The organism is Trichocoleus sp. FACHB-90 (assembly GCF_014695505.1).
Classification (GTDB): domain Bacteria; phylum Cyanobacteriota; class Cyanobacteriia; order Cyanobacteriales; family FACHB-T130; genus Funiculus; species Funiculus sociatus.
On the sequence record NZ_JACJOK010000080.1, the window covers coordinates 1 to 24159 of the forward strand.

Consider the following 24159-nt stretch of genomic DNA (forward strand, 5'->3'; position numbering starts at 1 on the left):
CAAAGCCCGTCATTTGATTGAGAACATATGAGCCAGACTCAAGCAGTATCGAGCAATTGCAACCCGGTATGACAAACGGGGTGCCAACTTTCTGGGCGCAGTTTATCTCGCTGCTTCTGTCATTTGGCTCAATTGATGACACGCCCTAGGAACTCGTGGTTTCGATGGTTTTGCTTGGGATAACTGAGTACATCTCGGATAAGCTGAAAAATCGATAATGGTTGAAACCCTTACCGGAAGCGACACTCATCTACTTGAATGAGTGTCGCTATTTCAATCGCTGCTGGCTGGGCGATCGCGCTTATTCTAAATTCCCTGCTTTCTTAACAGCTTGTTTCAAGTCTTCAAAGCTAATATTACCGTCTTCATCTCGATACATCGCTAGCAGTTCCGCGGGGCTAGTACCTGTTTCTGCTGAAATGACTGCATTTAACCCAGGGCTTAAAAAAAGCTCATTACTCGATACTTTGCCATCTTGATCTCTATCCAAGGTATTAAAGAGAGATTGAAGCTCTTGCTCAGTTGCCATAAGTTTCTATTTGAATTAATTTTTTCAATTCAATATCTCAAGATTTTGAAAAAGATGCAAGGAAAGTTAAGATTTATCACTGAACAAACCCAACAACGCGCAGAAGAATTGTCAGAAGTGATTCCATACGATCACTTGGATAAGTGCCTCTATTTTAATTGCTCCTGGAAGGGAGATCGCTCCTTACTACACTGTTATCTTTTATTCGCCTGCTGCCCGTGCCGATACAGTGTACAATCTGCGAAACTTGTTTTTAAAACAGATACAGGCATTCAAAACCATGAAAAATTTATCAGTGGCTACGGCCGGAGCAGTATTTATGGCTTTAGGAATGCTAGGGAAGATGCAACAAGCTTCAGCAGCTTCTATCATTCAAGATAAAAGTACTGGTACCACCCAAATACAGTTTTTTTCACCGAGTGGTCAAACATTTACAGCAGAAGATACTTTTATTAAATCCATAGGGTTTTATATTCAAGATGGAAATCCATTCAATGAGCCAAATGATTCTTTTATAGCCATAAGCCTATACAAGGGAACAATTGGTACTTTATTGGGAAGTAGAGTTTTTGACGATCTTGTTGCTGGATTTCAGGGGTATGCTGACGTAGATTTTTCTTCTATCGCTTTAACGGTAGGTGAGACTTACACAGCAATCATAGAAACTAATTCGCCTCGCTGGTTTGTAGAGGGTGACAGTTCAAGAGATCGGTATCGGGGTGGCGTTGCGATACTCAATGGTAATCTACGAGACGATTATGATCTACGATTTCGCGTGTTGGTAGACGATACCCAACCTGTCCCCGAACCAGCTTCGGCGTTGGGTTTACTGGCATTTGGTACTTTGGGTGTAGGTTCGTTTCTGAAACGTCGCCAGAAAAAAGCAGCAGCAATTAGTTAGTAGAATTACAAGCAATATCTACCCTGGTAGATACAAACTACTGCTCTAGAACCCCTAAAACCTTTGCTGTGAGTGAACTCACAAACTTGGATACCTGTTGCCCTACTCCCAGGCGTGATCGCCGGATGGGAGGCTACTTGACATATATGTGTATGGATAGTCTGTGTAAATGTCCATTTACGCAGACCATTCTGGCTTAAACAACCATTCTTCCAACGGGCGGATGCAGCTCACATCGTTGAGCAGTTTTTGGAGCCGACAGACCCCACCAATGTGGAAGAAGACTTTTAATCCCTTGCAGCGATTAAGTCGGTGGAAACCGTGCTACTTAAACACTACAAGGTTCTGTTTTAGGCAAAGTCATCTATTTGGCACTTGGTGACACGTTGATTACTTTTCCCTCATTTAGTTGAGGTTGTTATCCAATGCTTTTGTGTTGCTGTTTACGTAAAAGCCCTGAAGCTACACCAAAAGCACCCAGCGCTAGCAAACCCGTGAGCGAGCCTGGTTCAGGTACCGGGGTGGAGATTGCAGGCTCATAGATGAGGTTGTCGAGAGCGAATCGGGAAGCAACCGTCTCATTGAAATCTATAACTGCCCGCGTCGCTGGTGTTCCACTATAGGTGAACAGTCCCTCAGTGAAGCCGAATGGTAAAAACCTCGTTGTATCTACTGACGTGATTCCGAGAGACGTTGATGCCGAGTTGAACAGTTCAACTGTAAAACCGGGCGTGAGAGACTCGAATGTACTTAGTGCAACACCAAACTGGAGCGTTGAAATAGCTGTAGCGAAGTCAAGTGTTAGGATACCTGCCGCACTGCCTTCCAGACTTGGGTCATTAACAAAGCGTAGGTTTCCTGGCCCCCCAGCATTGTAGATTGCATTAGTAGAGTCAAATCCATCTACTTTGAAATCAAATGTGACTCCCTGAAAACTTAGATTATCTACTGGTTGAGGAGGCAGCTCATCAAAGGTGAATGTGACCGCTTGGGCAACTCTTCCTGTGCCTAAAGCGATAAACGCTGCACCGATTATAGCCATTGATACTGTTTTCATAGTAGCCATGAAATTTTTACCTGCAAAAAGCTATTTGTTGAAAATTGGCAGACTTTTAACTAGGAGCGTAGAAAAATTGTGAGCATTCCTGAGTTTATTAACCTCAGAACTATCTAAAATTTAGTTATCAGAAACTAAAAATAACAATGACATTTTCCTAGAGAGAGGCCTAGTCCTTTCAGGTAATCTTTATGAAAAACCTATAAAATATTTACTGGCAATAAATAGCTAATTTATTTTAACTTTATGAAAATTATAATCAAACGAAGATTAGATTTGAGTTTCATCTGATATATAGGTTTAAGGCATCCTCATCCAAAAATTCTGTACGAATAATTCTGAGCGATTGTTACAAATCTCCCAGAAGAGAGGTATAAGTTTTTATTAGTAAACAAAAAAGAATATAAATTGAATCAGATACTCCCTCTATTTGCCAAGAACGGCATATTTAGCTTTATACTCTTCAATACTTAAGCCTCAAATACATATTTAGAGACAAAAGAGTGTATTATAGATTACAAACACCTGTATAAAATTCGTGTGAAGTTCCGGCACTCCTTGGTAGGGTACGACCATAACACACAAGTGCGGCTATCAATTTAGTACGAACTTACTCAGCCCTTTCCCCTATCGCTCTTGTGTAAGTAGCTAGAACTGTGTGGGAATTGAGATTGCAATAGATAAACAGTTCTGACTAACTTTGGCTGATTCCCTCTATCCCTCTTGTGCCAAACTGGGAACCGCGAACCCTGAAGCCCTCATTCGATGGGAATTTGACCATTTTGCTACATATGTGAGTTTCTATCAGAAACTCATCGCTCAAATCCTTAATGCACCCTACTACCCCATCTTTCAATGGGGTATTTTTTTTGAATTGCAACCCAAGCGCCGATGCCAATTAGCTCAGGTTAATTGCACTCTTCCAAGCTACCCCCAAATCGTGGTAAATCATTGGGCATTGATGGGTAGTGTCCATGAAAATAGACCGACACGGTCAAGCCAAAATTTTATCCCAAGCTGAAATTCAATTGCTATTCAGCGAAGGGCTTCAGACAGAGCGAGATCGCTGCTTATTTGCCGTCGCCTTATTTAGTGCTTGCAGAATCAATGAAGCTTGCACCCTTTTAACCCAAGACATTTACGACACCAAGCGTCGGGTGCGTCCTAATTTGCTAATTAGAAAAGGCAACACCAAAGGGCAATTGGACACCCGTACTATTCCCATCATTGAAGACCTGCGCTCCATCCTCGCAACCTATCAACCGGAAGCAGGGGACGTGTATTTATTTCCCGGTCGTTTTAACGTTGGACACATCAACCCAGATTCCGCCGCCCGGATATTGAGAAAAGCGAGTCGGCGGGTTGGTATTGAAGGAGCCTCAACGCACTCTTTCCGACGCACTGCTCTAACTCAGATGAGCAATGCAGGAATTCCATTGCGCGTAATCGCTGCTTACTCAGGACACCGCGACTTATCCCAATTGGCAGCTTACCTGGAAGTTAGGGACGAACAAATCTTGGGAGCCGCCGCAACCCTATCAATGTTATCTCCAATTGTCGGGCAGGCCGGGAAAGTCAGATATGACGACTTGGAGGAATATCCTCTCTCAACGCTAACCGAGGATTCTGGTTTTATTGATAAGAATTCCTGAACCGCTGCTTAGAATGCGATCTCCAGTCGAGAAAATCTTACTTTCCGGCAACGAGTGTAACTAAGCAAGCCTAGAGCATCTACCAAAAGCTGACATCCGGGCAAACTGGCTAGGAACGTCTATAGACCTTCCAGAAATTGCTATGAAGCTTACATAGCAAGACTAACGTTAGCCTTTACAGGAACTATATCTTCTCCTCTATCTAAAGGAGAAGCTATTAAGGCGGGAAGCCCTGTAGTGTATACCTTAGGGATGGAAAATTTCAGTGTATACAGTGATTGCACCTATCTAAGTATGTATCTAAGTATGTATTTGTTTGATAGGAATCGAATGTAAGTGCTTGCGAACACCAGAAAAGGTGTGTCATTCTTAATTCAACAAGCAAGCGCACTAAAGCTCAAAAAAATTCACAAGCGAGCTAATCGCTAAAAGCATCTAGATAATTTGATACTTGCAATCGCTCTTACCTAACTCTCAAGCATTGCTTGAAGAGATGGGAAAGATTCGCTTGGACTTCTGTGAAGTGTGGAGCGATTCTGAAAGAAAAGCTTACCTCAAACTAACTACCGTCAATTAGCCGCCACAATACCTTCCATTGGTACGGTATAACCGCGCTTACAACGCATTTTAACCCGGCGAGCGCGTAGCTATATTTCGCGATAATTCAAGCCCTGCTTCTCTAGTGACTACTTCACAATATATTGCTATTAGTTTCGACGATTTGTCAGCATTAAAACTATAAATTTAGAGGCGTAAAGATGGATGAAGTTAATAAAATTATGGCTAATTTATTCTGCAAAATTTAGTATCTTTCTTATGCTATCCACAGCGGCTCACAAGATGAAATGAGATAGAGCTATCATTCTAGGATTAGACTTTTAAACGGTGATGAGCATAGAGGAATATTATCAAAAACCTATAAATATCTAGAGAAACTACTCTTGACATTGCTAAAAAAATAAACATATAGTTAAAAAATACAATTCAATAAAAAGAAAAGACAAAATGACCTCTAAACTTTGGGTTAAGAGCTACAAGTTTTCCTCTGTAGTTGGCATGACTTTGGGGTTATTGATGCCAGGATTGTCTCTGTTAGCTGTTACGTCTTTCTCAGCTCTTGCCTGGGACCTTCCTCCTCAGCCTACGCCACCCAGCGAATGCTCAGGGGCTGGACTGGCAGACTACTTCATAACTGAAACCTATTCTATTAGTATCTTCACTTGTGAGAATGTAGATAATTATTTTTTTGTGGCGACAAAGATTTCTAATCAGTCTGAAATTAAGAGCACTAAGGTTACAATCGAAGCCGATGGAACTTATTTGGCTATTACCTCCGATGACGAAGGAAATGAGATCGCTTATAAGGTGGGGGGCGATCAACTCACTCTGTTCAAAAATGGCAAGCAGCTTTGGTATGAGGAAGCCTCTAAACCCTAAACCTAAGGTTTGATTGTTTTTGATTCACATTTTACTGAAAGGACGCTCCTAATGATGATGAAAGGTAGCCTTTATCTCTCTATACTGACGCATCATTTAGCTCAAATCTCGGTGTGATTCTCTCCATGTCTAGTGTGTATTGACTGTAATCGCCCTAATAGTTTACGTTATGAGATAAGCGGTGATAGTTTGAAAGTTAGCAATAGAAAAGACCCCTAAACGCAGTGTTTAGGGGTCTTCTTATTTTAGTATTTTTCGATTAATTCCCGCTGTTTTCCGTCCCGGTTTAACCAACCCTGGAAGAATACTTTTTGAGAAGGGTTTCGGACTACAATACTCTGGTAATGGGCTATTATAAGCCTGTTAATCTCGCTGACCCTAGCTATGATAGAACTATACAGACCTGGCTGCTCCTTAGCTCCCCAAGTGTGTAATACTCGCAATTTAGAATTTTTCGGGTCGAAGTGAACTTCACCGCCAGAAAAGTGGCGCAACTATTTATCCACTAATTCAATAATCAACCCGCAAAGACTGCGGGTAAAAAATACTAAGGCAATATCCATTTCTGGATTACGCCAGTGCATTCGAGCAGCTTTTTGGCATAACTTTACACGCGCTCACTGGGTAGTATTCATCGCTTTTCCTCTTGCGCCTCTATATCTACAAATAAGCAATTTCATTAGTAGCTCACGCATCACCAATCTACCCTCACCAGTGTAAACACTGCGTTGGTTGGTTTTAGCTGCATAGTAGACACTTGGGCGATCGCTTTTACCAAAATGGTACGCAGTAGTCTCAGCCCTTCATAACATACTTTCAAAAAATAGCTGTAGTGCCAGTAAATCTGGGAATACTTATATAGATTACCGAAAGGTACTAGGGAACCCGAAATTCATCTAAAAGCAGAAGTTCCGCTCCCTCACCTAAAACTATTTGCCATAGCAGCAAGGAAACTTCGATCAAGATGAGCAAAATTACGCTTTCAGAGCGCGTCCGCTACGGGTTCGATACTTTCATGGCTAGAGGCACTGTTGCTCTGATTGGTGGATTAGCCTTGACCTCTCTAGCCTTTATCTTTTTAATGGGATTTTTGGTCAGCATCACTGGGGTTGCGCCGGAAGGAAGCTCACGCCTCAATCCTCTAGAAGCGGTTTGGAGCGTTCTCATGCGGACTCTAGACGCAGGTACAATGGGCGGCGATACAGGCTGGCTATTTCGATTTGCCATGCTGTTTGTCACCTTTGGCGGGATCTTCCTCATCAGTACCTTGATCGGTGTTCTCAGCAGTGGCATCGATACGAAGCTAGAAGACTTAAGGAAAGGACGCTCCCGTGTCGTTGAAACCGATCACATTGTAATTTTGGGCTGGTCGCTGCAAGTATTTACCTTGATCTCAGAACTTACCCTTGCTAATGCCAATCGACCCGGTACTTGCATCGTCATCCTCAGCGAAGAGGACAAAGTGCAAATGGAAGATACGCTATCTAGTATTCTCGGTAAACGTCCCAAAATTCGCTTAGTATGTCGCACGGGTAGTCCCAGCAATATTACTGACTTAGGGATGGTGAATGTTCAAACGGCACGCTCAATCGTGATTCTAAGCTCATCCAATACCCATGCTGATATTCAACTCGTAAAAACTCTGCTGGCAATTACCAGTATTCCTCGCAGCGTGTCCCAGCCCTATCATATTGTTGCTCAAGTTCAAGATCCCAAGAGTTCCGACATTGTTAGCTTGATCGGACGCAACGACATAGAGGTTTTACTGACTAACGATCTCATTTCGCGGATCATTGTGCAAACCTGTAGGCAATCAGGCTTATCAACGGTTTACATGGAGCTTCTTGATTTTAGTGGCAATGAAATCTATATCAAAGCTGAACCCAATTTGCAAGGAAAGACCTACGGCGATGCCCTTGTCGCCTACAACGAGTCGGCAGTACTGGGAATTAAATACTCTAATGGGACTATCAAGCTTAATCCACCGATCGACACGCCGTTACAACCCAACGAACAACTTGTTTTGATTAGCGAAGATGACAGTACCATTCATTTGTCACCACTGTCTGACATTCCAATTGATCGTCAGGCGATTCAAGTTAAACAGACAAATGCGATCAGAGTCCCAGAAAATACCTTAATTTTGGGCTGGAATAACCGCGTTTATAGCATTATTCAACTACTTGATTACTACGTTGCTTTAGGCTCCAGCGTTACTGTCGTTGCAGAATTTTCCGATGTAGAAGTCGATCTATCACCGGAATCGCTCAACTTACAACAACAAACTCTGCGGTATTCTCAGGGAAATCCTACCGAGCGTCGAGTATTAGAAAGCATTGACTTAGCTAAATACGATCGCGTTCTCGTACTCTGCAATCCTGACTTAGAACCAGAACAAGCTGATGCTCAAACTTTGATTACACTGCTTTATCTCCGGGATATTTCCGATCGCCACAAATGCAATTTTCAGGTGGTTACGGAAATTTTAGATGTGCGAAATCAAGCGTTGGCGCAAGTGGCTCGCCCGGATGATTTTGTCATCAGTGAGCAAATTGTTAGTCGGCTGCTGGCTCAAGTTTCCGAACAGAAAAGCCTCAATGCTGTGTTTTCCGATCTCTTTGATCCCGAAGGCTCAGAAATTTATATTAAGCCGGTCAGCGAGTATGTTGCGCTCGCTCATCCCGTTAATTTTTACACAGTTGTTGAAGCCGCCAAGCAACGCGGTGAATCGGCAATTGGTTATCGTTGCAAAGCTGATGCTAATAATTCAGGAAGAGCTTATGGGGTGACAATTAATCCCAAAAAAGATCGCCTAATTACGTTTGCTCCGCAAGATACAATCATTCTATTAGCGGAAAGCTAAATTTCAGTTTCAATCTTTTTATATTGATGTACGCGATCGCCATCGACTATCTCAAGGATTCTGATCCTATCCTGGGACAAGTCATTGACCGCATTGGTGCCTGTAAACTGAACCAGTACGAGTTGGAGGGAGATTTGTTCTTTTGTCTATCCCAGTCAATTCTCCACCAACAACTTTCTACTAAGGTGGCTAAAGTCATCCAGACTCGGTTTCTTCAGCTTTACCCGGACAGTCAGTTTTCTCTAGCGCAAGATGTCCTCGATACGCCCGATGAAGTCCTTCGCGGTGTGGGGATTTCCCGCCCCCAAATTTCCTACCTCAAAGACTTAGCGCGTCATACACTGGAGGAATTGCCCACTCTGGAGGAGTTGGAAGTGACCGTTTATAAGACAAATTCAAGCATCATTTTCATTCGCTGAAGATGCCCAAAACTCGTGTCTCGAAAGTTGTCTTTTTATCCTGGCTAACTGGCAGGTTCGGTCGGCGTACTCCAATAATGATTACAGCTTAAGCAATTTCATCTTCGCTTTTTATACTTCAACCCTTTGCTATGAACCTTTACTCCTCCGCAAACTGGGCATGGAGGTTTAATTAGGTTGGACTATTGAGATGACCTTGTTTCCAGCCCTAACTTTCGATTGGCTGAGCGCATCTCCTTAAGTTCGGCATTCTGAGCTGCAATTATCTGTTCAGCCATATCTAGCCGGTGGAATATATCATCCCTATCCGCCTTAGTCTCAGCCAGATTCTTCCTTACCTCCGCAAGCTTGGCTTTTACCTCCTGGTTGCGCCGCTCTAAATCTTGCATTTTGGCATTACGCTCAATGACTGCCTTTGTCCCTACACTTTGCCTGAGAGATTCATTCTCCTCTCTCAGGCGATTGACTCCCCCAATTGTTGCTCTACCTCGTCTAAAGGATTTCCTATGCTAGACACTAGCGCTAGACGTGATTCTAGTACCGCCAGACGCGACTCTATCGCTGACTCTACTTGAGAAGATAGAGCCGCTTCAGCGTCCCGTCCCAGCGCTGCTTTGAGGGCGTTAATTACAAATTGATTGACGCTAGTATCCTTCTGCGATGCCGCTAACTTGACAGCCTCGTATAAATCTTTATGCCCATCCAGGCGCAGGTTTAACTGAATCCTCTCTTTGCCATCGCTCATACTATTGTCCTTGTGCTAGACAGTAACTAGACAACATTTAGCGCAAGGTCTAGCTAAGTGTCTAGCTAATTGTCTAGACACTTAACCAAATATTTAACTAAAACAGTCACTTGACTGAGCAGGTTGTCCCAGAAAAACACTGGCCTATCAAGTACGAGTAGGAGAAAATCCGAATTCTCGATGCAGATGCACTAAATTGAAGAAAGCAACAGGGTATGTGTAGCCGAGGATGAGTTCGATTTACCCGTTGCGGGGTACTGAGTTACGCTCTCTACGACAGATACGAGTTTCATCTGAGTGAATATGACCAAAAAACGTCCACCCCAGAAGAAGACAGCCCCTACCGATGAATTAAATATTCTTGCGGTTCAGCCGTCTCCTCAAAAAGTAGCGCCAGAGTATGTACAATCCGCTACTGCATCTATTGAAAACCGGGTTGATGATGCCGCATCAACCCCTGTGCCAGTAGAGCCTCAGACTGTTGACCCAAGAGAGCCTTCCCTTGACACCTCATCAGTTCCTGTCACTTTCGACTCTCCCCCAACTTCGGAGCCAGCTCCGGAACAAAGCGATTCCTCTGCCTCTTCTTCTGAGGAGCCGCAAGCTTTCTTCCAAGCTGTGGGCATTCTCACGGTCGATGTCACTTTCGATGAGGAAAAAACTTTTGTAAGTGTCGGGGGAAAAACCTATCCACTCTATTATTCGGGCTCCCACAAGCGGGCTGATGCAGCGCTCAAAAAAGAGATTGAGACAACTGGGATACGAGAGCAGAAGTTAATTGTCTATCCCAAAATCACTCACTATCCTGGTGGGAAACAGCCTTACGCTGTCGGGTTCCAACTGGTTGGTTTTGTGGGGCACGAAGCTTCTGGGACGGGTGTTTCCAGTGAACTGCAAGATTTGGAGTTCAAAATCTGCGGTTTATGGCAGTTCATTCCTGTTTGCCGAATCCCATGTATTTCAGTGTTTAAGAACTTCAATCAGCAACGCCTTGAGTTCATTAAATCGGCACAGTTGGACAAAAAAGTGAATTTCATGAAGCCCTCTCACATTCCTGTCCTCTGGCGAGATGCCCCGGTGCCTCCATTCCGCTTCAACCCCAAGCTGGAGAAAGAAGCTCAGGGTAAAGCGTTCTTTGTCCAGCTCAAGGCTCGGTTCAACAGTGAACGAAATGCTTTTGAATTTGTTTCCCTTTTAGCAATCCCCAGCTCTGAGCCTCCTAACTACCTGAAAGCGGGTAAGAAGGATAAGCTTGAGGTTGCCAAGACAAGGCTGGCGACTTCAAAAGCTCGTCAGGGCAATGAGGCGCGTTCCCATAAGGATGCTGCCCCCCCTCCTCGTAGGACTACTTCCGCCCCAAAGCCGAAGCCAAAACCAAAAGTGGTCACAGAGCAGTAATTAGTGTTTTGCGTAACTATCTCATCTGACCAACTTCAGTGCAGGTTGCTGGGTAGTCTACTCAAATGGATGGAGTTTTTAATTACTGTCAGATAACAAATTATTTGTGGCTATTAACACATTAGTGTCGTTCACCCAAAACTTCTCAAATCTTTTACGGTAGGGTTTTTGGGACAAGTAACACTTTGGTAGGAATTCCTCTTTAAAGCCATAATCGTCTTAACTCCAGCTTTTGTTCATCCAAATATATCTAGGCTTTAGTAGCGATAGAAACGCTCAACGACAACAATTTGTTAAGACGACAATTAATCTGTTATTCGACAAAAGTGCTGTTGCTGTACTTCATCAACCTGCAATCTGCTGTAATTAGTAAGACCACGTTTGACGGAACCCATGCTCCAACGAATACTTTTAATTGTGGCAACCGCCACGCTGTTGGCTTTAGGATTACTATCCCTATTGTCCTACATCGCTTGGTTCTGGCCGCTAGAACTGCTAACTCATTTCCGAATCCAGTATTTTATTTCATCGTTAATAGTTAGTAGTGTTTTAGTCATTCTTTGGAGAACACACCATCTCAAGAGTAAAGTAATAGTTCTCCTTGCCTTATTACTGGTGGGTCTGAATGGGATTGAGGTTATTCCCTGGTATCTTCCTCATTCGCAACAGGTAGTTGGTAAGGCAGCAAAACCCATTCGGATTTTATCTTTTAACCTTAATATCCAGAATAATCGTGACAATGAAGTTATTAAGTTAGTGCGGAATAATCACCCAGATGTAGCTTTATTTATTGAAGTTGACCAAGACGCAGTTAAAAATTTAAAAGCTGGGTTAAAAGACACTTTGCCTTATTCTTTCAGAAGTCCTGGTGGCGGTCTTGCCCTCCTCAGTCGCTTCCCCATTCAACAGGCTAAGGGAGATAACTTTAATGGGAAAGGAGGTCATAACCTCCTAGCAACCATTGAAGTAGACAAAGAGCCTATTCAGTTAATTGGGACTCATCCGCTAGTACCTGTGAAGCGGCAGACTTTTCACAGCCGCAATCGTCAACTAGCGGCGTTGAGCGATTATATTCGAGGAGTCAATCAGCCATTGATTTTAGTGGGAGACTTTAATTTAACGCCGTGGTCGCCTTATTATCGGCGGTTTATTAACAAAACTTCCTTGCATAATACCCGCTTGGGTTTTGGCATCTTACCCAGTTGGCCACGACCAGCAACTCACGTACATTTTCCTTCCTGGCTGATCCCACTGGTGAATATTCCCATTGACCACTGCTTGGTCAGCAAGCACTTTAGTGTCGCTCGAATTTATACAGGAGGGAATGCCAATTCTGACCACGCATCGCTAGTCACTGACTTAGTGTTACGTTAGGAGCCTCTGTAGTGAAGCCAGTTTTCCTCCACGCCAAAGAAGAAATCGAGCTGTTCTTGCGTCAGAATACTTTTCTCCATCTCTATGAGCTTGGAGATTTAGATGACTTCTTTTGGCAGTACACAACGTGGTATGCCCTCAAAGAACACCAAGAGCTTTTTGAGCTTGTCTTGCTCTACACGGGAGCATCTATGCCTGTTCTTCTTGCCCTTACTTCTGAACCCACAGGGTTAATGGAGGAGTTGCTGCGGTCAATCATCCACCTTCTGCCAAAACAGTTTTATGCTCATCTCGGTGGCTCCTTAGCAGATGTCTTCGCACAGGACTACCAACTAACTAAGCAGGGCGTACATTACAAAATGGCTTTGACTAACAGTTCGTACTTAGAGAGTATTGATACATCAGCCGTTATACCAGTGTCAGTATCCCAGGGTCGTGAATTGGAAGAGTTATACGGTGTAAGCTATCCAAGCAACTGGTTTGAGCCGCGTATGCTGGAAACTGGCTATTACTATGGTCTACGACGTGGGGAAACCCTGGTGAGTGTTGCGGGTGTGCATATCTATTCGCAGCAGTACAGAGTTGCAGCATTGGGTAACGTTACAACACACCCACAGTTTCGAGGACTCGGACTGGCAACAGCAGTTTGTGCGAGGCTATGCCAGGAGTTGTTGAGGCACGTAGACCACATTGGCTTAAACGTATTAGCTGGCAATAGGAGTGCAATAGCCTGCTATGAAAAGTTGGGTTTTGAACAGATTGCTACTTATGGCGAGTATTCCCTAGAGTTGAAGTAGACAAGAGGCTGTTGAAGCGTCGCAACCGACAAACTTTTATCGCAACTGATATAACGCTATTGCTACTCACACCCCGTCATCTTCTCTCTTTGAAGTGTGAGTTCCCAACTCGGTGCGAATTTGCTCAGGTTAATTGCACTCTTCCAAGTTATTCCCCAATCGTGGTAAATCATTGGGCATTGATGGGTAGTTTCAATGAAAATAGATCGGCACGGTCAAGCCAAGATTTTATCTGTAGCAGAAATCCAGTTGCTGTTCAAAAGGAAACACCTCAACCCAGACTCTGCCGCCATTTTTTGAGAGACGCTTGCCTGCACCTAGGGATTGAGGGAGCCAGCACTCACAGCTTCCGACTCACAGTCTTGACCCAGATGAGCGATACGGGTATCCCGTTGCGAGTTATTCAAGAAGTGTCTGGGCACCACAACTTAGAAGAATTGCCAAAATATTTAGAAGTGCGCCCAGAACAAGTCAGAGGAGCCGTATCAGCCTTATCAATGCTCTCCTATGCCGGGAAAAGGCATTATGAAGATGTAGAAAAGGATTGGACACCAGTGCGATCGCCAGTTGAGAAATGTATGTATGACGACTTTGAGGAAAATCCTCCCTCAACTCCAATCGAGGGTTCTAGTTTTATCGATCGGGATTCCTGAAACTCTGCCAAAAATGCGATCGCTAGTCGGGAAAGTCAGGTATGACGATGTAGAAACAGATTTTCTAAAGCCACCCCAAGTTGATGACTTGGAAGCTTCAGACAATGGCGGCATATATCTGTAAAGCTGGAAAATATAAAACGCTAGGCTGAAAAGATTTTGAGGCGTCGGGGTATTCAGGAGTGGCAGATTTTTGCTCCTCCTATAGTTTGAAGCCGTACTACTTCTTAAAAGTTGTCAAACCATTTGGTCAAACTATACTTAATATTTTGGCCATCATTGTTGTAAATATTTAAGTCTGCAATTATACTTTAATTTTATTAATGATTGTAATAATTAATGCTCGTGAAGTTATATTTACTCTCTTACGCCGCAGTCGCTGTGATTGTATTTACGTCCTGCACGTCACAGGAGAAGCCATCGCAGTCAGTTGCTGATATCGATCGAGTAAACCCATCCGTAAAGGTAGTAACTTTAGATAAAAATTTCAAGATTGTAATGGGTCAAACCATTTATGTTCCTGCCTACTCCTACATTTATCATTACGATCGCCAAGAGACTTACAATTTAACAGCTACTCTTAGTATTCGTAACACCGATCTGACCAACCCAATCATCATTACTTCTGTGCGCTACAACAATTCTGCTGGCAATTTGGTGAGGAAGTATCTAGAGCGCCCTACTCAACTTGCAGCCCTAGCTTCTACAAATTTTGTGGTTGATAGTAGTGACAATAGTGGAGGTTTAGGAGCCAACTTTATTGTGGAGTGGGTAGCTCAAACAGAAGTTGCTCAGCCTATAATTGAGACAATTATGATTGGTAGTTCTTTACAGCAAGGAATTTCTTGGATCAGTCCTGGTAAGGTGATTAAAAGCCAAAATAATCGCTCCCCGGAAACTTCTTTATCAGGTTTCTAAAGCGCTACTAATCATTTTTTATTTTATAGCAGAGCCAAACTTATTCTAGCTGCCGCATCAGGAGAGAACATATTGGGACTAAGGGCATAAAAGTTTTGCCTTAGAAACGACCGTTCATTGCACAAATTCAAGCACCTTCCCAAACGTTTCGGAGTGCCTAACTTTTGAGTTTGTTTAGGCATCTTGCTACTGTTATCAGCCCCACATCCCGTTAAACTGCCTTGGTGCTAGCTGTAATACCTAACGATCTGCTGTAGCAATGCCCAAATAATTTTCAATCTCCCAGGTGTCCATCATTCCAGCACCGCCAATTAAAACGTACATAGCTAACTACCACCTTCAGAATAAACATTACAGATTTATCACTATATTCTTGTTTTCTTAACCCCACCTTAAACTCTTTTGATTCCTCGTGTTAAACCTGATTGAAATGCTCTTACCCTGGTGATATAACTGCTGTCGAATAACAGATTATTTGTCGTTTTAATAAATTGTTGTCTTTGAGCGTTTCTATCGTTACCAAAGCCTAGATATATTTGGATGAAGAAAAGCTCAAGTTAAGAGAATTATGGCTTAGAAGATGAATTTATACCAAAGTGTTGCTTGATCCAAAACCTCTACCGTAAAAAATTTGAAAGGTTTTTAGATTAACGACACTAATGCGTTAATAGCGACAAATAATTTGTTATATAACAGAGGATGATCTGGATGACAAGTAGCCTAAATCATTTTCTGAATTGAATTGAGTGGATATTGGCTCTAGCTAAATTGGCTACAGCCGCTTTTTGCTTACGCAGATTTTTGATATATGTGACCTTAGGATAGAACATCTGTAGCGAGGATACTGTTAGTGAATTCATCAGAGAGAGAATAGAGCTATTTGTATGGAGCAGAGTATTCAACCTTATCCTACTTTAGGTTCAAGAGGCATCATAGACCCGCCATGTCCAAACCCCCCAATGTTTAAGGACAGGTTCAGCAATCAGGATCTCGTTTTCTATTGCCTCCATGATGATCAAATAATCTCCCTGGTTAAATCTGTCGTTGTAAATTTTTGCCTGTTCTTCTGGCACCAGCCATCCTCGAAGTGCGCCATATAGACCAGCAACAGTTGCGGCAATTCCACTGCCAAGAAAAGTTGTTAAAAGGCTTTCTACCGCTAATGCCTGACCAATACCAGGAATTAGGAGGCTGCTGAGTCCAACAATTATGGCGAGTGAACCTACTCCTATGCTTCCTATAATCGCGCCTGTTTTTGCACCTTCTGCTCTTGTTATTGAAGGCTGCCGCACACTTTGTCTATTTAAATGCCTATCTAAACTAGTGTCATCACGAGAAGGCTTGGTAATCATTGAGAGCTTGTGCATGGGAAAACCCTTGTTTTTTAGCTCAGCTAGTGCTTGTTCTGCATCTTGACGATTGGAGAAGATGCCGATCGCTTGTTTGAGATTATTAGGAGTCATGAGAAAAGATGAATATTTTACACTACAAATTTCGTGGTATCAGCACAATCAGAAGAGCGGCTGATTAAAGCCATTTATTTCAGCGGAGCAATCCGCTTCAGCAACGCAGCTAAAGCAATCATAGGTATCCCAATACCGACACAGATAAAGCCTTGAGTTAGAGTTAATGCTTCAGTTGCGAATACCTGGTTCATGATGCTCGACTGACTAAATAGGAACTGAAACACTAGAACACTTGCAATGCCAATCGCTACTGTGTAACCGAATGGCTCATTTTTACCGCGTAGCTTCGCAGCGATCGCCGGAACAAATCGGCTAATGCTTAACAAGTAAAATGCTTCTGCTGCAACCAATGCCTGAATTGCCATTGTTCGTGCTAGGGCTTCGTTTCCGGTAGTTTGTATAACCCATTCAAAGGTTCCAAAGATCGCAATCCAGTTAAACAGTGAAACACTTAAAATTCGTGTTATCAGCCTGCGCGACAACAGCGGTTCATTCGCAGGACGAGGCGGCTGTTGCATCACATCTGGAGATGGCGGCTCAAATGCCAACGGTAGACTCAAGGCAAGGGAACTGACCATATTCAGCCAGAGAATTTGTATTGGTAAAATAGGCAGTGGAGTTGCTAGCATTACAGCGATCAAGATGGTCATGGATTCGCCACCGTTCACTGGCAAGATGAAGGCGATCGCCCGCAATAAATTCTTATAAACGGTGCGTCCTTCCTCGACAGCTTTCTCGATCGAGGCAAAGTTGTCGTCTGTCAGAATCATATCTGCCGCTTCTTTCGTGACTTCAGTGCCAGTGATGCCCATTGCTACTCCAATGTCAGCTTGCTTCAGGGCAGGCGCGTCATTGACTCCATCTCCTGTCATTGCCACAATTTCACCTTTGGATTGGAGGGCTTCCACAATCCGCAGTTTTTGTTCGGGTGCAACTCGCGCAAATACATTGCTCTGTGCAACGGCGTTGGCTAATCCTTGCTCATCTAGTCGCGCAAGTTCTTGACCTGTGACAACAGGTGCATTCTTAGTTGAATTTAGACCCATTTGTTGAGCGATCGCTGCTGCTGTTTTGGCATGATCACCCGTGATCATCTTGACCTGAATTCCCGCAGATTTACAGGATTCAATGGCTTGAATCGCTTCGGGACGGGGCGGATCGATCATGCCTTGCAGCCCCAGAAATACTAAACCTTGCTCCAGATCGGAATGCTCAATCGAGCTTTGAGAATTAGGGACAGCTTTCCTGGCAAGTGCCAGAACCCGCAGCCCTTTTTTTGCCATGTTCTCTACAGTTTGCTCAATTTGCGTTGGGTTGAGAGCGAGTGCCTCTCCATCTTCATCCAGCATTTGACGACATCGCTTGAGGATGGCTTCAGCCGAACCTTTGAGATAAATCAACGGTTCTGGGCGGCTGCGATGTAGTGTTGCCATGTATTGAAATTGAGATTCAAACGGCAGGGTGTCGAGTCGAGGAAGCGCCTGCTCCAACTTGTCTGTACTGAGTCCAGCTTTGTAGGCAGCAGCAATCAGCGCTCCTTCTGTGGGGCTACCGACCACCATCCAGTTTCCGTCCTGCACTTCTAAATGAGAGTCATTGCACAGTAGTCCGGCTTGCAAGCATTCATACAAAGCCGGTGCCTTTGCCAGGTCGATCGCATGTCCATTCAGGGAGATTTCTCCATCTGGTGCATAACCTCCACCGCTCACCCGATAACGCCTTCCACCTGCGTCAATTTCCTGAACCGTCATTTGATTCTGGGTCAGGGTTCCGGTTTTGTCGGAACAAATTACAGTGGTGCTGCCTAGTGTCTCGATCGCAGGTAATTTACGAATGATGGCATGGTGCTTTGCCATCTGAGATACGCCGATCGCCAATGTCACTGTGAGAATGGCAGGCAACCCTTCGGGAATCGCACTGACTGCCAGTGCAACCGCTGCTTTGAACACCTCAATCAAGGAAAACCCTTGAGCAACGCCAACGGCAAAGGTGAAGGTCGCCAAGCCCAATACAACGTACAGCAATGTTTTGCTGAATTTATCGATTTTGCGAGTTAGAGGAGTTTCTATGGTTGTACTTTGCTGCATCAGTTGGGAGAGGTGTCCGGTTTCGGTCATCTCACCAATGCCTACAACAACTCCAAGCCCTTGCCCAAAGGTGACAAGGCTGCCGGTGTACGCCATGTTGGTGCGTTCTGCTAGCGGAGCATCGGCTTGTAGGGGCTGAAGGGTTTTTTCGACTGGAACCGATTCTCCTGTCAGGGCTGATTCATCTACCTGTAAGTCACGAATTTCAAGCAGCCGCAGATCCGCAGGTACTTTATCGCCGGAAGACAGTAGGACGAGATCGCCGGGAACCAGTTCGCGGGATGAAACCACTTGTTTTTGACCGTTGCGGCGAATGGTTGCATCAGTCGTGACAGCTTCCGATAAAGCAGCGATCGCATCCTCTGCCTTTGCCTCTTGCACAAAGCCAATGATGGCATTGAGCAGCGCCACCCCAAAAATCACGCCCGAATCGATCCACTCTTGCAGAAACGCTGTCACCAGTCCCGCAACCAGCAGAATGTAGAGCAACGGTTGATTGAACTGCTGGAAAAATCGCAACCAGGCGCTCTGTTTTTTCTGAGCGGTTAACTGATTCGGACCAAAGCGATCGCGTCGCTCTGTTGCTTCTGTAAAAGATAAACCCTGCTCAGGATCGGTTTTGAGCAAACGAACAACTTGCGCTTGGGAAAGGTGATGCCATTGCTGTTCTGTTGATTTGCCGCTGTCCAGTACTACCATCTCATTCTCTCCCGACTCCATACCATTTGGAGCGGCACGGCTGCCCTAAGCCAGCGTTGCCTGCTTCACTACTTCTCTAGCGTCCTTTAAGAAAGTGAGTGAAAAATGAGCGCCAAATTTCTACTGCTCATTTTTGGATCACATTTGTGATTTAGGACTCAGAAGAAACGGAGGTAGCTTATGGATCTGCAAGCTTTATTTCACTGGGTTTATAGAACCCATTTGACATCTTTTGCTGGGGTGCTTGGCTTTGAAGTAAGCCGTTACTTTGCGATCAATGATAGAGCCTGCTTAAACTCGACTGTTTTTTGCAAGAACAGGGATAAAACCAGCTAGCTGCAAGGCTTTTAGTTTCAGGAATAGATCTCAAATGGGTTCTATAGGCATAAGCCTCTCTATCCCTGCATTATCCTCTTGTGTATGCATGGTCAGCTTATCCCTGCCTTGTCCTCTTGTACATAAATACTTTAGACCCTCTTGTATAGGCATGGCAAAGCTTATCTCTGTACTACCCTCTTGTGCTGGGATGCTGTTTAGGCGATCGCTTCTTGACCCCTTGAAAATGACCTACAAGCATTTGACCTTTGGTGTTCCTGCCTACCCCTTCCCGTGGCTCTCGTAGGTTGCTAGAACAGAATCCGGAAACTTCGAGAGCGTCTCCCCTCTATCAGGTTTCTGCGATGCGATCTCTTATAGCAGCAACGCTTCGTGATCGCTTTCAGCCTCTACTCATCCCTACTCAATCTTCCAATTAGGTGTATAACCAGAAGTAACTTGGCTATACATTTGCAAGACCGATGCAGAAATACGTCCTGAGAGTTTTGCGATCACCCATAGCGCTCTTGTAAAATCATTTTCAATTGTTGAGAATTCGCCCAGGAAAAAGTTTATGGCAGATATGTCCGGTCAAGACCCCTCGGAAATCATAATGGCAACGGTTGATGAAGAACGAAAAGGCACAACTTTCAGCGGTCAGGTCATCCTTGGTATACATCCTGAGGGTGGGCAAGTCGTTTTATTTAGCGACTTTTTAATTGAAGATTATAAAGGCGAACTTACCGCTTATCTGGCAACAGATGGCGATATAACGAAAAGCATTGATTTAGGCGAACTCGATCATAAAAGCCCCAGTTTTTGGCTGCCAATTCCGCTGGGAACGGATACATCACCCTACAATACAGTCGTGTTGAGCGACAAAAAAAGCAAGAAAAAAATCCTGACGATCAATCTATAAAATTTGTAACTTAGCTCGTAATTCAGCCAAATTCGATTGCCCTCTTGTATAGAACCCATTTGACATCTTTTGCTGGGGTGCTTGGCTTTGAAGTAAGCCGTTACTTTGCGATCAATGATAGAGCCTGCTTAAACTCGACTGTTTTTTGCAAGAACAGGGATAAAACCAGCTAGCTGCAAGGCTTTTAGTTTCAGGAATAGATCTCAAATGGGTTCTATATGATTGCAATGTCGTCTTCGCAGACTCTGTCTATTGACACAGCAACCTCATTCAACAATTTCATAACGAACGAGTTGCCGCACATCCTGACGAGATAACTGAAGTTCTTGCGCGATCGCCACCTCGATTTGATTGGTGTCAGTCATCGCCAATTCCAGTTCCAACCGCTTCAAAATAGGATCTGTTGTCTCTACCTCAACCTGCGTGACTCCTTGCTGCCGATTGACGATTGCATTGATTAGCAAAATGTTGATGGATACAGTCGCCTTAAGCTGAGTGTCTGCCTGAAGTCTTGTTTGGGTCAGTTGGGGTTGCCGCAGTTCTTGAGCTATTAGAATATTGGTGCCAAACCAAAAGGCGATCGCCACAAACGGCAGTGGCAGCCAGAACTCGGCTCCTGAGACTTGTAGCCATTGTTTTGCTATACGCCACACACGACCTGTTTTCATCGGCTTACGTCTTCCTTCATTTGCACTCCAGTACAGCCTGCTCTACCTCAAAATCTGGCTCAAAGGCGATGTATGTATTACACTAAGTGCCTATTCTCAATCTTGCAAGCCGCAAAGGGGAGCAGCGAAGAAATGAGAGTTTTGCTAGTAGAAGATGATCCAAAGCAACTGATGCCGCTGCAAATGGTGCTCTCTCAGGCAGGACACAGCGTAGATGGAGTTAAAGATGGTGAGACGGCCCAGTGGCTTTTATCAGAAAAAGAATATGATTTGCTGGTTCTAGATTGGATGTTACCGCGTGTCAGCGGTGTAACCCTCTGTCGTCAATATCGAGCAGCCGGGAAAACGGCCCCAGTTTTGATGATCACGGCAAGAGACACCACGTCTGAGAAAGTAACTGGATTAGATGCAGGTGCAGATGATTACCTGGTTAAACCCATCGATCTAGTAGAATTCATGGCACGAGTCCGCGCATTAAGACGGCGATCGCCCCTTTGGCAGGGAGATACACTGAGTCTTGAGGATCTCCATCTCCATCTCGATACCCTGACTGTTGAACGGCAAGGGGCAACTGTTTCTCTCTCTAGTCGTGAGTTTCAACTGTTGGAGTATTTCATGCGCCATCCCCGGCAAGTGTTAACCCGTAACCAGATTGAGCAGGCAGTATGGGAGTGGGGAACCGAACCCGAAAGCAATGCAATGACTGTCCTGGTTCGCAAACTGCGTCAACGCTTGCAGGCTGTAAGAGCGGCTGATTGGGTTGAGAGCATTTATGGCATGGGCTATCGCCTAATGTCCCCTGAAACGCATGAATCTTGAAGGCAATACGTGTTTAACCGAAGTCGTCGCAACCTGGCTCGCTGGTTCACCCTTTCAATGGGAAGCATTCTGGTGCTGTTTGCTGGAGTGATTTATCAGATCGAGGTCAAGGATAAATTAGAAGCACTCGATCGTTTGCTCTATGACAAGACCAGAGTTATGGCTGCCAGTGTGCATTATGAAGTTCGCCAAGACCAGAGCCAGGTTGATCTGAGCCATGTTTCGTTATTGGGTAGTGGAGCACACCCACTTGCAGAAGATTTAATTTATGTGCGCTGGTATAGCCCACAAGGGCGGCTTGTTCGCTTCTTTGGAGCTTCTCCCCCAGAACAGTTGAGTACGCCCCTTGGCTATCTTACGGTTCAATCGACCGATCCACCTTTGGAAAAAGAAATTTGGCTCCGTCAAGCGACATTACCTGTTGAGGGCAGAACTGGAATTTTGGGGTATCTTCAGGTTGCCACTCCCCTCATAGAAACTCAACAAGAACTTCAGCAGCTTCAGATGGCGCTGACTCTAACAGTACCGATCGCATTAGGGCTAATTGCTCTCACTGGCTGGATTCTCAGCGGCTTCGCCATGCAACCGATTCGGCAAGCCTATCAACAGCTTCAACGGTTCACAGCCGATGCTTCCCATGAGTTGCGATCTCCCATTTCCGCAATTCTGACCAACGCTCAACTCGGATTACTCATTGCCGCCAATGATCCTCACTATCACCCTCCTTTAAAAAACATTGTGGATAGTGCGAAATCAATGGGTACGCTTGTCAATAATCTGTTGTTGCTTGCTCGTCATCAGGGACAGCTTACACCAGAGTCACTCAAACGAATCAACCTTAACGATTTGCTCAAAAGTTTGGTAACGCAGTTTGCAACCTTAGCAGAACAGCAAACTATCAACCTGACCTACGAGCAGTCTGAGCAACTGATCGAACTGTGGGCTGATCCTGATTTGCTACAACAAGTGATCGAAAATTTGCTCAACAATGCCTGTAAATATACCCCTGCTGGCGGCACAATCCTAGTCCGTCTGGTGCCTCACCCCGGTTGGGCAGTGATTCAAGTAATCGACACAGGTATTGGAATCCCAGAAACCGACCTACCCTATATCTTTGATCGCTTCTACCGGGTAGACACTCAGCGTTCTCAAGACAGTGGTGGCTTTGGGCTAGGGTTGGCGATCGCCCAGCAAATTGTCCAAGCTCATAATGGGCACATCTATGTCACAAGTGAAGTAAGTAAAGGCTCAGAGTTTCAGATTGAACTACCCCTCAAATTTTATCAGTGAGGAATCTTAAACGGTTGAGATGCTTATAGTGATAAATTTGTAATGTTCATTGATCAGATAAAAACTATTTGTCGCTATTAACACATTAGTGTGGTTCACCCAAAAACTTTTCAAATCTTTTACGGTAGGGGTTTTGGGTTAAGTAACACTTTGGTAGGAATTCTTCTTGAAAGCCATAATTGTCTTAACTTTAGCTTTTCTTCATCCAAATATATCTAGGCTTTGGTAGCGATAGAAACGCTCAAAGATAACAATTTGTTAAGACGACGAATAATCTGTTATTCGACAGGGACACTACCCCTTTCGACTTGATTCATCTCGCGAATATGCAACGCCAAAAAAAGCATATCTAACACAACTCATTTACCTGTCTTAAAAACGACCGTTTACAAGACAAATTCAAGTACGTTCCCCAACGCCTTAGAGTGCCTAACTGGTGTGTTTAGTTAGGCACTCTAAGGCGTTATCAGTCCCATATCTCCTCAAACTGCCCTGGTGCTAACTTGGTATACCTGACAGTATGTTGTATCGCCGATGCCCCAAATAATCTTTCTCGTCTCGTATCGTACCCCTTCATCGCCAGATAAAACCCCGTACTGTGTCTAATCATTTGTGAGTGAGCTGAGTACCTCAACCCTGCTTCAATTGCTGCCTTCGCCACAATATCTCCCACAGTTCTCGTTGTCAGTGGAGCCTGACGCTCCGAGTTTAACAACCAAGCGTATCTGGATATTCCCGTTGCAGTTGCCAGAGCGCTCTTCCGCACACGCCATATAAAGGTTTATTGGACGCTGAACCTTTTTCCAACCGCTTTACATAAAGGTGCTTGGTGGTAAAGTTCACATCCTTCCATTGCAGATTGACTGCCTCCCCAACCCTCAACATTGCTCGGACAATAGTCTGAGAATTGCAGATGTTTTTATTTTATCCTGCTTACCGCCAGAACCCTTACTGCTAAAGGACTCCAGACTTTACCAAAGATTTGTAGTGTACTTTGAGCAAAAATTTTGGTTAAAGCCACACACAAAGCATATTAGTTTGCTATATTAATAAAGCGGTCGGGAGAGACAAGCGAAAGCGACACTCCACCGAGCGACGAGAACCTAGAAAAAATAATAGTTTGAAAGCCAGAGTAACACAATAACCTCGTCAA

Annotated in this window: 21 protein-coding genes and 3 pseudogenes; 15 read left to right on the forward strand and 9 right to left on the reverse strand. The window is 44.4% G+C overall.

From position 1 onward, the window contains the following. A pseudogene (locus tag H6F74_RS23575) lies at window positions 1-136 on the forward strand (IS5/IS1182 family transposase); the annotation flags it as partial. Between the two features lie 165 nt (window positions 137-301). Here the strand turns inward: H6F74_RS23575 and H6F74_RS23580 are convergent. After that, window positions 302-529, reverse strand: a complete 228-nt coding sequence (locus H6F74_RS23580) for an EF-hand domain-containing protein (protein WP_190444584.1) — start codon at window positions 527-529, stop codon at window positions 302-304. Window positions 530-809: 280 nt separating this feature from the next. Here H6F74_RS23580 and H6F74_RS23585 point away from each other — a divergent pair, with 280 nt between their 5' ends. Continuing rightward, window positions 810-1430, forward strand: coding sequence for a PEP-CTERM sorting domain-containing protein (locus H6F74_RS23585; protein ID WP_199301573.1), 621 nt, complete (start codon window positions 810-812; stop codon window positions 1428-1430). A 418-nt stretch (window positions 1431-1848) separates the two neighbouring features. On the opposite strand, the gene H6F74_RS23590 is transcribed toward H6F74_RS23585, so the two are convergent. Continuing rightward, window positions 1849-2496, reverse strand: a complete 648-nt coding sequence (locus H6F74_RS23590) for a PEP-CTERM sorting domain-containing protein (RefSeq protein WP_190444585.1) — start codon at window positions 2494-2496, stop codon at window positions 1849-1851. Between the two features lie 965 nt (window positions 2497-3461). Between H6F74_RS23590 and H6F74_RS23595 the strand changes: the two genes are divergently transcribed. Both H6F74_RS23595 and H6F74_RS23600 read left to right on the forward strand, forming a co-directional pair. Continuing rightward, on the forward strand, window positions 3462-4139 hold the full coding sequence (locus H6F74_RS23595; RefSeq protein WP_190444586.1) for a site-specific integrase: 678 nt from the start codon (window positions 3462-3464) through the stop codon (window positions 4137-4139). Between the two features lie 1005 nt (window positions 4140-5144). Then, entirely contained in the window at window positions 5145-5576 is a 432-nt protein-coding gene (locus tag H6F74_RS23600; protein WP_190444587.1) for a hypothetical protein, read from the forward strand. Between the two features lie 386 nt (window positions 5577-5962). On the opposite strand, the pseudogene H6F74_RS31180 reads toward H6F74_RS23600, so the two are convergent. Then, window positions 5963-6187 (reverse strand): annotated as a pseudogene (locus H6F74_RS31180) (DNA/RNA helicase); the annotation flags it as partial. Window positions 6188-6540: 353 nt separating this feature from the next. Between H6F74_RS31180 and H6F74_RS23605 the strand changes: the two are divergent. Both H6F74_RS23605 and H6F74_RS23610 read left to right on the forward strand, forming a co-directional pair. Beyond that, complete coding sequence (locus tag H6F74_RS23605) at window positions 6541-8439, forward strand: potassium transporter TrkA (RefSeq protein ID WP_190444588.1); 1899 nt, start codon at window positions 6541-6543, stop codon at window positions 8437-8439. Between the two features lie 26 nt (window positions 8440-8465). After that, on the forward strand, window positions 8466-8858 hold the full coding sequence (locus tag H6F74_RS23610) for a hypothetical protein (RefSeq protein WP_206756346.1): 393 nt from the start codon (window positions 8466-8468) through the stop codon (window positions 8856-8858). A gap of 182 nt (window positions 8859-9040) precedes the next feature. Here H6F74_RS23610 and H6F74_RS23615 read toward each other — a convergent pair whose 3' ends face one another. After that, complete coding sequence (locus H6F74_RS23615; RefSeq protein WP_190444590.1) at window positions 9041-9247, reverse strand: hypothetical protein; 207 nt, start codon at window positions 9245-9247, stop codon at window positions 9041-9043. 65 nt (window positions 9248-9312) lie between these two features. Further along, a complete protein-coding gene (locus H6F74_RS23620) occupies window positions 9313-9603 on the reverse strand; it encodes a hypothetical protein (protein WP_190444591.1) in 291 nt (96 codons plus the stop codon). A 303-nt stretch (window positions 9604-9906) separates the two neighbouring features. On the opposite strand from H6F74_RS23620, the gene H6F74_RS23625 reads away from it, so the two are divergent. The 5 genes and pseudogenes from H6F74_RS23625 (at window position 9907) to H6F74_RS23645 (ending at window position 14743) form a co-directional block, all read left to right on the forward strand. Then, window positions 9907-11001 carry a hypothetical protein gene (locus H6F74_RS23625; RefSeq protein ID WP_190444592.1) on the forward strand — a complete coding sequence of 365 codons (1095 nt, stop codon included), beginning with the start codon at window positions 9907-9909 and terminating at the stop codon, window positions 10999-11001. Between the two features lie 393 nt (window positions 11002-11394). Next, entirely contained in the window at window positions 11395-12375 is a 981-nt protein-coding gene (locus tag H6F74_RS23630; protein WP_190444593.1) for an endonuclease/exonuclease/phosphatase family protein, read from the forward strand. An 11-nt stretch (window positions 12376-12386) separates the two neighbouring features. Continuing rightward, entirely contained in the window at window positions 12387-13172 is a 786-nt protein-coding gene (locus H6F74_RS31185) for a GNAT family N-acetyltransferase (RefSeq protein WP_190444594.1), read from the forward strand. A gap of 296 nt (window positions 13173-13468) precedes the next feature. Further along, window positions 13469-13825 (forward strand): annotated as a pseudogene (locus H6F74_RS23640) (tyrosine-type recombinase/integrase); the annotation flags it as partial. A 345-nt stretch (window positions 13826-14170) separates the two neighbouring features. After that, on the forward strand, window positions 14171-14743 hold the full coding sequence (locus H6F74_RS23645; RefSeq protein ID WP_347269548.1) for a DUF3124 domain-containing protein: 573 nt from the start codon (window positions 14171-14173) through the stop codon (window positions 14741-14743). A 920-nt stretch (window positions 14744-15663) separates the two neighbouring features. Here H6F74_RS23645 and H6F74_RS23650 read toward each other — a convergent pair. Both H6F74_RS23650 and H6F74_RS23655 read right to left on the reverse strand, forming a co-directional pair. Next, window positions 15664-16206, reverse strand: a complete 543-nt coding sequence (locus H6F74_RS23650) for a hypothetical protein (RefSeq protein WP_190444596.1) — start codon at window positions 16204-16206, stop codon at window positions 15664-15666. A 74-nt stretch (window positions 16207-16280) separates the two neighbouring features. Beyond that, a complete protein-coding gene (locus H6F74_RS23655) occupies window positions 16281-18995 on the reverse strand; it encodes a cation-transporting P-type ATPase (RefSeq protein WP_190444597.1) in 2715 nt (904 codons plus the stop codon). Window positions 18996-19482: 487 nt separating this feature from the next. Here H6F74_RS23655 and H6F74_RS30685 point away from each other — a divergent pair, with 487 nt between their 5' ends. Next, window positions 19483-19617, forward strand: a complete 135-nt coding sequence (locus H6F74_RS30685; protein ID WP_277875854.1) for a hypothetical protein — start codon at window positions 19483-19485, stop codon at window positions 19615-19617. Between the two features lie 267 nt (window positions 19618-19884). Beyond that, entirely contained in the window at window positions 19885-20229 is a 345-nt protein-coding gene (locus H6F74_RS23660; protein ID WP_190444598.1) for a hypothetical protein, read from the forward strand. Between the two features lie 266 nt (window positions 20230-20495). Here the strand turns inward: H6F74_RS23660 and H6F74_RS23665 are convergent, their stop codons facing one another. Next, window positions 20496-20897, reverse strand: coding sequence for a hypothetical protein (locus tag H6F74_RS23665; RefSeq protein WP_199301574.1), 402 nt, complete (start codon window positions 20895-20897; stop codon window positions 20496-20498). 132 nt (window positions 20898-21029) lie between these two features. Between H6F74_RS23665 and rppA the strand changes: the two genes are divergently transcribed. Both rppA and H6F74_RS23675 read left to right on the forward strand, forming a co-directional pair. Beyond that, the gene (gene rppA, locus H6F74_RS23670) at window positions 21030-21716 is read left to right on the forward strand and encodes a two-component system response regulator RppA (RefSeq protein WP_190444599.1); all 687 of its coding nucleotides are present in this window, start codon (window positions 21030-21032) and stop codon (window positions 21714-21716) included. Window positions 21717-21725: 9 nt separating this feature from the next. Next, on the forward strand, window positions 21726-23006 hold the full coding sequence (locus tag H6F74_RS23675; RefSeq protein WP_190444600.1) for an ATP-binding protein: 1281 nt from the start codon (window positions 21726-21728) through the stop codon (window positions 23004-23006). Between the two features lie 466 nt (window positions 23007-23472). Here the strand turns inward: H6F74_RS23675 and H6F74_RS23680 are convergent, their stop codons facing one another. Next, entirely contained in the window at window positions 23473-23772 is a 300-nt protein-coding gene (locus H6F74_RS23680) for a tyrosine-type recombinase/integrase (RefSeq protein WP_190444601.1), read from the reverse strand. Window positions 23773-24159: the final 387 nt, after the last annotated feature.

Excerpts from the sequence above, each read along its gene's own strand:
- H6F74_RS23600 (WP_190444587.1), top strand. The coding sequence starts at position 5,145 with ATGACCTCTAAACTTTGGGTTAAGAGCTACAAGTTTTCCTCTGTAGTT.
- H6F74_RS23620 (WP_190444591.1), bottom strand. The coding sequence starts at position 9,603 with ATGAGCGATGGCAAAGAGAGGATTCAGTTAAACCTGCGCCTGGATGGG.
- H6F74_RS23590 (WP_190444585.1), bottom strand. The coding sequence starts at position 2,496 with ATGGCTACTATGAAAACAGTATCAATGGCTATAATCGGTGCAGCGTTT.
- H6F74_RS23585 (WP_199301573.1), top strand. The coding sequence starts at position 810 with ATGAAAAATTTATCAGTGGCTACGGCCGGAGCAGTATTTATGGCTTTA.
- H6F74_RS23580 (WP_190444584.1), bottom strand. The coding sequence starts at position 529 with ATGGCAACTGAGCAAGAGCTTCAATCTCTCTTTAATACCTTGGATAGA.
- H6F74_RS23625 (WP_190444592.1), top strand. The coding sequence starts at position 9,907 with ATGACCAAAAAACGTCCACCCCAGAAGAAGACAGCCCCTACCGATGAA.
- H6F74_RS23610 (WP_206756346.1), top strand. The coding sequence starts at position 8,466 with ATGTACGCGATCGCCATCGACTATCTCAAGGATTCTGATCCTATCCTG.
- H6F74_RS23595 (WP_190444586.1), top strand. The coding sequence starts at position 3,462 with ATGAAAATAGACCGACACGGTCAAGCCAAAATTTTATCCCAAGCTGAA.
- H6F74_RS30685 (WP_277875854.1), top strand. The coding sequence starts at position 19,483 with ATGGCAAAGCTTATCTCTGTACTACCCTCTTGTGCTGGGATGCTGTTT.
- H6F74_RS23660 (WP_190444598.1), top strand. The coding sequence starts at position 19,885 with ATGGCAGATATGTCCGGTCAAGACCCCTCGGAAATCATAATGGCAACG.
- rppA (WP_190444599.1), top strand. The coding sequence starts at position 21,030 with ATGAGAGTTTTGCTAGTAGAAGATGATCCAAAGCAACTGATGCCGCTG.
- H6F74_RS23605 (WP_190444588.1), top strand. The coding sequence starts at position 6,541 with ATGAGCAAAATTACGCTTTCAGAGCGCGTCCGCTACGGGTTCGATACT.
- H6F74_RS23615 (WP_190444590.1), bottom strand. The coding sequence starts at position 9,247 with ATGCAAGATTTAGAGCGGCGCAACCAGGAGGTAAAAGCCAAGCTTGCG.
- H6F74_RS23665 (WP_199301574.1), bottom strand. The coding sequence starts at position 20,897 with ATGAAAACAGGTCGTGTGTGGCGTATAGCAAAACAATGGCTACAAGTC.
- H6F74_RS23655 (WP_190444597.1), bottom strand. The coding sequence starts at position 18,995 with ATGGTAGTACTGGACAGCGGCAAATCAACAGAACAGCAATGGCATCAC.
- H6F74_RS23630 (WP_190444593.1), top strand. The coding sequence starts at position 11,395 with ATGCTCCAACGAATACTTTTAATTGTGGCAACCGCCACGCTGTTGGCT.
- H6F74_RS23650 (WP_190444596.1), bottom strand. The coding sequence starts at position 16,206 with ATGACTCCTAATAATCTCAAACAAGCGATCGGCATCTTCTCCAATCGT.